The following is a 7,285-nucleotide window of genomic DNA, read 5'->3' as shown; positions in this document are numbered from 1 at the left end:
TTTTATGAAACCGATCAGCGCTTGTTGACGAACGTAGAATTTTTCATGCTTCAAAAATTTTCTAAAATGTTCGATTTCTCCGATTCCACCGAGTCTCGCGAGAACCCTCGAAGCGATATCAGCGCACACCTCATCATGGAGAATGGTTTGAAGATCTTCCATCGTCTTGAATTCCCCGAAACGATCCAACGCCAATGCCGTTATAAAGCGCACCAGCCCATGCTCGTGCTTGATCAACTGCCACAAATCCGGAATGGCTTCCCTCATTTCCCAGTCGCACGCCGCCAGAATGGCTTTAATTTGGATCACAGCGTCCCGATCCTGCAAAAGGCGACGCAGCTCGTCGATGCCCTTGATTTGACGCCCCTGGATCAACGCGTCCGCGACCGCGCGCCGAATATAGCCCTCCTCCTCGCCCTGATCTAAAATTTCCCAGAATCGGTTGGCGAGTTGCGTAACCTCCAGTTTCTGCAAAAGGATTACGGATTGATAACGAAATGAGCTATTTTCGTGACTTAACAGGTCAACCAGGGCCGGAACCGCATCGGTGCCAATCGCCAAGAGAGCATTGGCCGATGATTCCCGGATTTCGGAAGAATCGTCGGCTAATCCGGCAATGAGATTTTGAATCTCCGAGTCCGGGACTTTCTTCCGCGCTCCATCTCGATAGGGCGATCCGCCTTTCGGCGCCGGGAGAATCAAGGATTCGGTCGTATCTGCGTCATTGAAAGCTTCGGCCGGCTTCTTTTTAAGTCGGTCGGCTAGCCAATGAAAGATCCCGCCCAAGGCGAAAGCGGCCAAGCCGCCGCCCAAGCCAGAAAGCCCACCTTGGCCGATCTCGGAAACCGCTGCTACCGCCGCCTGAGCCTCGGAGGCGCCGAGCAAGGTCGCCAAGCCGGCGCCAACACCCACCGCCAAACTCAAAGCGCTGCCGGCGCCGGATCCACCGAAAGATTTCGCCCCCGACATCGACTCGGCGCCGAGGTAGGATAGCACCGCGGCCAAGGCCCGGCGCTCGACGCCGTTCATGCCGGAATCGGCCTGGCGAGCCACGCTCTTGAGCAGATCCAGAGCTTTTCGCTCCGAATCGATCGCCGGATCGCGCCGAAATCTTTCCACGAAATCCCGCACCATCGCCAAGAAAGGAGCGCCGCCCGGCTGCTCGGTCGCCTCCTGAGGAGTGAGCAGTCGCTCGCGAGCGACCTCCTCGCGGAGAAACTCGCTCTCGCTTTCAAAGCTTTCTCCCCCTCGATCCACGCCGCTGTACCAAAAAGCTTCCAAGGCTCGGCGCACCGCCTGAACGTGGGCTTCCTTCACCTCATGGTGGAGGATGAGATTCACCGCTCGTTCCAGCTCGCCGTTCTTGAGCTGGAGGATGGATTCGACGCTTTCGGCCTTGGCTTGCTTCCGCAGCTCGGCGACTTCGGCCTCGGTCTTCTGCCCATCGGGAGCCGCCGGATTTTCCCGGGCCCGGGCCTCGAACTCGGCCAAGCTGGGCCGGGCCGCGAATTCCTCGTCCGAGCCGCCCGGCGTGCCGTCGACCGGCACAATCCGCAGCCCGCCCTTGGCTTCGGGCCAGGGCACAAAGGCAGTGGCATGCCTGTTGCGCATCTGGGCCTCTTGGCCTCGTAAATTCACACCGGTCAGGATGCCCGCCGGAATTCCAGCCTCCCGCAACAAAGCGACGGTGAGCAGGGTGAAGTCGGTGCAAACCCCGGCGAAGCGCTTCGAATCGGGAATCGACGGATCCCGGCGCCGCAATTCCTCCATCCGCCGCTCGGCGAGAAGGATTTGCTCGGCCGGCGATTTGCCGGCTTTTTCCGCCGAAACCTCTTGGTTGGCGGCATCGTACCAGCCCAATTCCCGAACCATCGTCTCGATGTAGACCACCTTCTCCTTGGGAGAAAGCGCCGTGAATTCGGGCCGCCGCAGCTCGGCGATCAAATCTTGCGGCAGGCCGGGAAGCGGCGCGGTCAGGTCGCGCCGCAGCTTCGGGTCGAGCCCGCGAAGGAAGGCCGAAAATTCGGTGGCGCTGGGATCCCGCATCGGCTCCGGCCGGGTCGACCTTTGGACGGAGTAGAGCAGCTTGACGACTCCGGCGGGCAGCTTCACCACCGACTCGCCCAAACCCTCGATGCCCGGCGAAAGCGGGATCTCCCGTCCCTTCCCATCGACCCCGCGGACGCGCTCCGGGAGAAGGCGCCCGTCATGGGGAATGGGCAGGGAAATTTTTCCGGCTCCCCGCACCTCGACCATCGTCAAGGTGGCCTCTTGAGCCGGCTCCGCGACTTCGCGGCGGATCGGGAGCTCGGTCTTTTCCCAATTTTGGGATTGTGGATCGAGCCGGCCGTAAATCCCGTCGACCAAGAAAGCCTCCATCGCTTCCCGGGACTGGAGCAGCGGGCGCTGATCTTGAATCAGGGGCGCTCCCCCGCCGGCCAAGATAAAAGCTTCACGGGCTCGAAAGACGTCGGCCAAGGACGGCGGCGGAAGACCTTGGGCCGGCGCCGGCTTGAGCAAGCCGGGGAAGAGGTGCTGGATTAAGAGTTTCGCGAGCTGGGCCGGGGCTCGGTCCGGAACGGCCGGATTGGTCTTGAGCAGCTCGCGGGCGGTGTCGCGGTCCATTGAGGAGAAGTCGGTGAGGATGCGCGCAACCTGAGGAGAGCTCCCCAGGCTTCCACCGGCCCGTTGCTTGGGGCCCGTCTCATCGCCCACCGTCTCGCGATCCAGATATTTTTGAATCTCGGGCAAGGAGGGTCGGTGAACCAAGTTTAGGAGGTTTAAACCTTCGTTCTCTTGCCATTCGGGAAGAAAACGCCAGAGAAAGGTCTTATGATCGCCGGCAAAGCTCTCGACAAGGGCATTGACGTCGATTTCATTAGCAAGCCGCGATCGCATTTCCTGGGCCCGTTTGGAATCCAAGCCAGCCAGGCTCCGGGCAATATGGTCTTTAAGTCCGAGATGTCCGGTTTTATCCAATTCCCGCCAAAGCTCTTCCCTCCTATTCCAGGCCTGTGGCGAGTCCAGCCCGGCCAGACTGACGACCAACTCCGTCTTGAGCAGAATGTCATTCTTGAGAGTGGCCGACTCCCAGAAGCGATCGCGCAAGGTCCAGGCTCGCTCCGAATCCAAACCGATCAGGCTTTCGGCGACGGACAGGAAATGGTTTTTGTCCTCATAGCCCAAATTTTGGCGAACTTTCCAAGCTCGCTCCGAATCCAAGCCGGCAACGCCTCTCACGACATCGATCTCGCTGACGCCTTCCTTCAGCAATTTTTCGCGCATGATCCAGGCTCGTTTCGAATCTAGGCCGGCCAGACCGGCGGCAATATCGTCCAGCAATTTCAATCTTTGGCCTTGCAATGCGATGTCCAAGAGACGATCCCGCATCGCCCAAGCTCGATCGGTATCCAAACCGGCGAGGCCTTGGGCGAGCAAGCCATGCTGCCAGGCCAGACCCGCCTTTCGGTCGGCTTGTTGGAAAAGGTTCTCGCGCGCGGTCCAAGCTTCTTCGGAATCCACGCCGGCGAGGCCCAGGATGATATAACCCAGCAGGTCGTCATCTTTCACCCTGAGGGCCTTGGTGAGCAGCCGGACTCGGATCGCCCAGGCCTCAGTGTTATCCATCCCGGCGAGCGACTGGGCGACTTTGGAAGCCTTGGCACCCAGGTCCAGCAGGCGATGCAGCTCCTCCGCGGCTCGACTCTCGAAAGCCGCGAGGCGCTCGCTCACGGAAGTCTTTTGACCTTCGGTTGGCTCCACCCGCCACTCCGGCCGCAGGCGCCAGACGAAGTTGGTGTAGTTCCCGGTGATTCCTTCGGCGACCGCGTGCTTTCCGTCGATCTCCCGAAACAATTCCCGCCTCATCTCCCAAGCTTTCGGGGAGTCCAAGCCGGCCAGGCTTTGGGCGATGTCTTCCTTGAGAAAGGAATTGTTGGTTTTCCTGGCCATCACCAGGAGGCCGAGCCGCATTTCCCAGGCTGGTGGCGAATCCAAGCCGGCCAGGCCTTTGGCGATGCTACCCATGAGCAGATAGCCGGTGGGTCTGCCCAGGGAGATATTCAAGGTCTCATGCCGCATCTTCCAGGCTTGCGGCGAATCCAAGCCGGCCAGGCTTTCCATGAGATGGGTGAGGGTCGATTTATCGTCATTCGCCATGGCGAGGCTCTGGAAATGCTTCCGCATGTCCCAAGCTTCCGGTGAATCCAAGCCGGCCAGGCCAAGGGCGACTAGGTTCGGTGCCGCCCCTTCAACCAAAAGCCGCCTTCGCAGGTCCCAGGCTTGCCGCGAATCCAAGCCGCTCAGGCCGGCGGCGACCGAGCCCTGCGATCCTCCTTGACTCAGGATTCGCTCGCGCATTTCCCAGGCCCGCGGGGAATCGAGGCCGGCGAGGCTCAAGGCGGCGGGAGTTGGATCGCCCCGCTCGCTCTCGATTTTGCTCTCGACCTCGGACAAAAAGCTCTCGCGCATTTCCCAGGCTTGCGGCGAATCCAAGCCGGCGAGGCCCATGACGACCACGCTTTTCGTCGTTCGCCCTTCATCCAAAAGTCGCGTTCTCAAATCCCAGGCCGCTTTCGAATCGAGGCCGGCGAGACCCTTGGCGATGTAACCGCCTTCCGAACCTTGGTCCAAAAGGCGCTCCAGCTCCTCCACCGCCCGCGCTTCGAAGGCTTCGAGCCGCTGCCGAACCGGATCAGGCTTCGAATCGGCGGCTTCCGCTTCCTTGGCCACCAGCCGATAGCGGTCGGTCTCGGCATCCAGCTCCACCCGCATCTCCGGGTGGGCCTGCTTGAGCTCGGCCTTGAGCTCTTGCTCCACCACGGCCTGCTTCACTTCTTGGATTTGGCGGAAGGCGGTGGCCTTGCCTTCGAAGAGGGGCTCCAGCTCTTCCAAATAGCGCCGGGCCATCCGTCTTCCCGGGGACTCCGAATCGGCGGCCGAGGCCGACGAGGTAGCGTGAGGCAGCGGCTTCCGAGTTATGAAAGCATCGAGATAAAAGTCATCGACCGCGGCGAAGGCTGGGCCTAGCGATCGATGACGAGGAGGCTTCATCAGCTTCTTAGGAAGGTATCCGGGAAAAAGTTCGGCTTGATTTTCCGGCCCCGGCAACCAGCCGATTAACCTACGCGCGAGCCTGATAAAATTCTCGACCTCGGGCTTGTTCTTGCTCCAGATTTGAAGTTGAGCAACCAGCTTTCGGTAAAGCTCGGGGTGTTTTAAGACGAAGGCCGGGGTCGTTATCGTGTTCTTCAATTGGGCAGGATTCAAATTCAAGCGCCCTGCTAACTCCAAGCCGTCTTCGACCGAATGTTCCAGGACCCGGGCGACAAGCTCCTCCTCTTGGCCGGGCCGGTTCAATCGAACAAGGCCATCCAAGAGCTTCTTGCGGCGCTCACGATAGGGCTCCGGTGGGGCCGTCGGCTTCGAACTGCCCGAGCCAAACACGATCCCCAGCGCCAGCGAAGCTAGACCGGCCGCCAAGGGCCAGATCCCTCCGCTACTCGCAGCCTGGGAAGCCGCCTCCGCTGCCGCATGGGCTTCGGAGGCGCCGAGCAAGGTCGCAAGACCGGCACCGGCGGTCAGAAAGAATCCGAGGGGGCCATCGAGCTTGGTTTTTTTGATCTTTCCGGTGAAAAGCTCCGAATCTACTTCGACGGCCTCCGCTTCTGCTTTGGCTTCCAGCTTCACCTTATCCGAAGCGTCGGTTGACGGAATGAGATCGAGGACTCGGAACCTTGGATCGAAGCTTTTGCCCTCGATGATCTCACGTTTTTCTAAAACCCAGCTTAGAAATGTCGATTCTATCTCATCCCAACGTTTCTTTTCGATCGGGTATTGCTTGATGACCGAATTTAACCAAGCCCAGCCTCCCAACAGATAGGAGGGCATGAAATAATACCGTGCAAGTTCGATCGGTAGTAACATGATGGCGATTTCGGGCATCGCCAGAACCGAGGCGAGACTGCCGCCGGCCTTTAGGTAGAAATTCAACTTGGATAAATCCAACTGCCGGGTAAGTTTTTCTTGTAAAAGATCGAAGGCTTCCAAACAATCGATCCTTTGCTCGAAACTCAGGGCGCTGCCAGCGATGAGCTCCAGAGCCTTCACTAAAGCAAAGGGACCGAGGATCTCGGCATCGGACACTTTATTCGAAGGGTGGTCCGAGCCTTTGCTCTTCCTCGACACCAGGGTACCAAACCAATCCAGTGGGAAAGGCGTTTTCTTAGCCAGTTTCAAGAGCGAGAGCGCCGTAGAAGCACGGCGCTGGTCATCGGGTTTCAATCGCAGGGCCTCGGCGGCATGGGATTCAATCAGGGCCAAGCGGATCTTCGCTTGGTTGAGAGAGCCGATCCCCTCCTCGACAGCAACGGGTGAAGGGCTGCGGTAGTCCTTCGCTTCCACGACTTCTCCCTCAACGGTCCCCTCACTATCCTCCTTGCCAGATCCGCCCAAGCCGTCGACTCCCATCATCATCCACATTGGCGCAAAGATGGGATTGAGGAGGGGATTTCTGCGCGATGCAGGCTCCTTCTCCTCAGCGGTCTTTTCCAAGGTCTTGGCCTCGACTTGCCCCTGGAAGTTCTTGGCGAGAGCGCCGATTTGGAAGCCACCGCCGGCCAAGCAGAGTTTGAAGAGCTCCTTGATTTCGCTGGGGCTCAAGGCATTGGCCTTGCCGTCGAGGGTCTTGCGGAGCTGCTGATCGACGGTTTCTTCGAGGGTTTCGAGAGCGGTATCGCCGGCTAATCGAGTCAAACCACCGGGATTGAGATAGCGGGTGGCTAGATTCCTTAGCGTGTTGCCTTCCAAGGCCTGGCCGACGCTGCCGGCCGCCGGCATCACCAGGGCCATCGAGGCGCCGGTCGAGACCGCGTCCTTCACCCAAGTTTCGATCGTATCTCTTTCGGTCCGGACTTCACCGGTGGTGGTGGCGACGGCGTTCTCGGCGGTCGCGATGTAAGCGCCCCAGAAGAAGCCTCTTAACATCTTGTCGGCTAAGAAGACGGCCTCGGCGCCTTCGACCGCCAAGCTCGCTCCTCGAGTGGCCTGGGCCGTGCCGAGGATCATCGCCACCGTCTGGACTAGGCCGATCACCTGCTCGGTTCCGTCCATCTCGGCGGCTTGGAAGGCCTCGTAGAGGATGCCATCGGGCTTGATCAGCTCGTTTAAGCGCTCAAGCTGGGCTTCGACCTCTTCCTTGGTTTCGGCGCCTTGGAGGGATTCGATCAATTTGGCCAGCTCGATGTTGGCCGCGTCGATCTCGGCGTAGTCGCCGACGGCCAAGTGA

The 7,285-nt window shown here is 59.8% G+C and carries 1 protein-coding gene; it reads right to left on the bottom strand.

The features are described 5' to 3' along the window. A partial coding sequence (locus VJR29_14565) for a HEAT repeat domain-containing protein (protein ID HKY64626.1) occupies positions 1-7,285 on the bottom strand: 7,285 nt, incomplete at both ends.

The organism is bacterium (assembly GCA_035281585.1).
Lineage (GTDB): Bacteria > UBA10199 > UBA10199 > DSSB01 > DSSB01 > DATEDP01.
The sequence above is the reverse complement of the archived record's forward strand: the minus strand, read 5'-3'. Positions and strand labels throughout refer to the sequence as shown.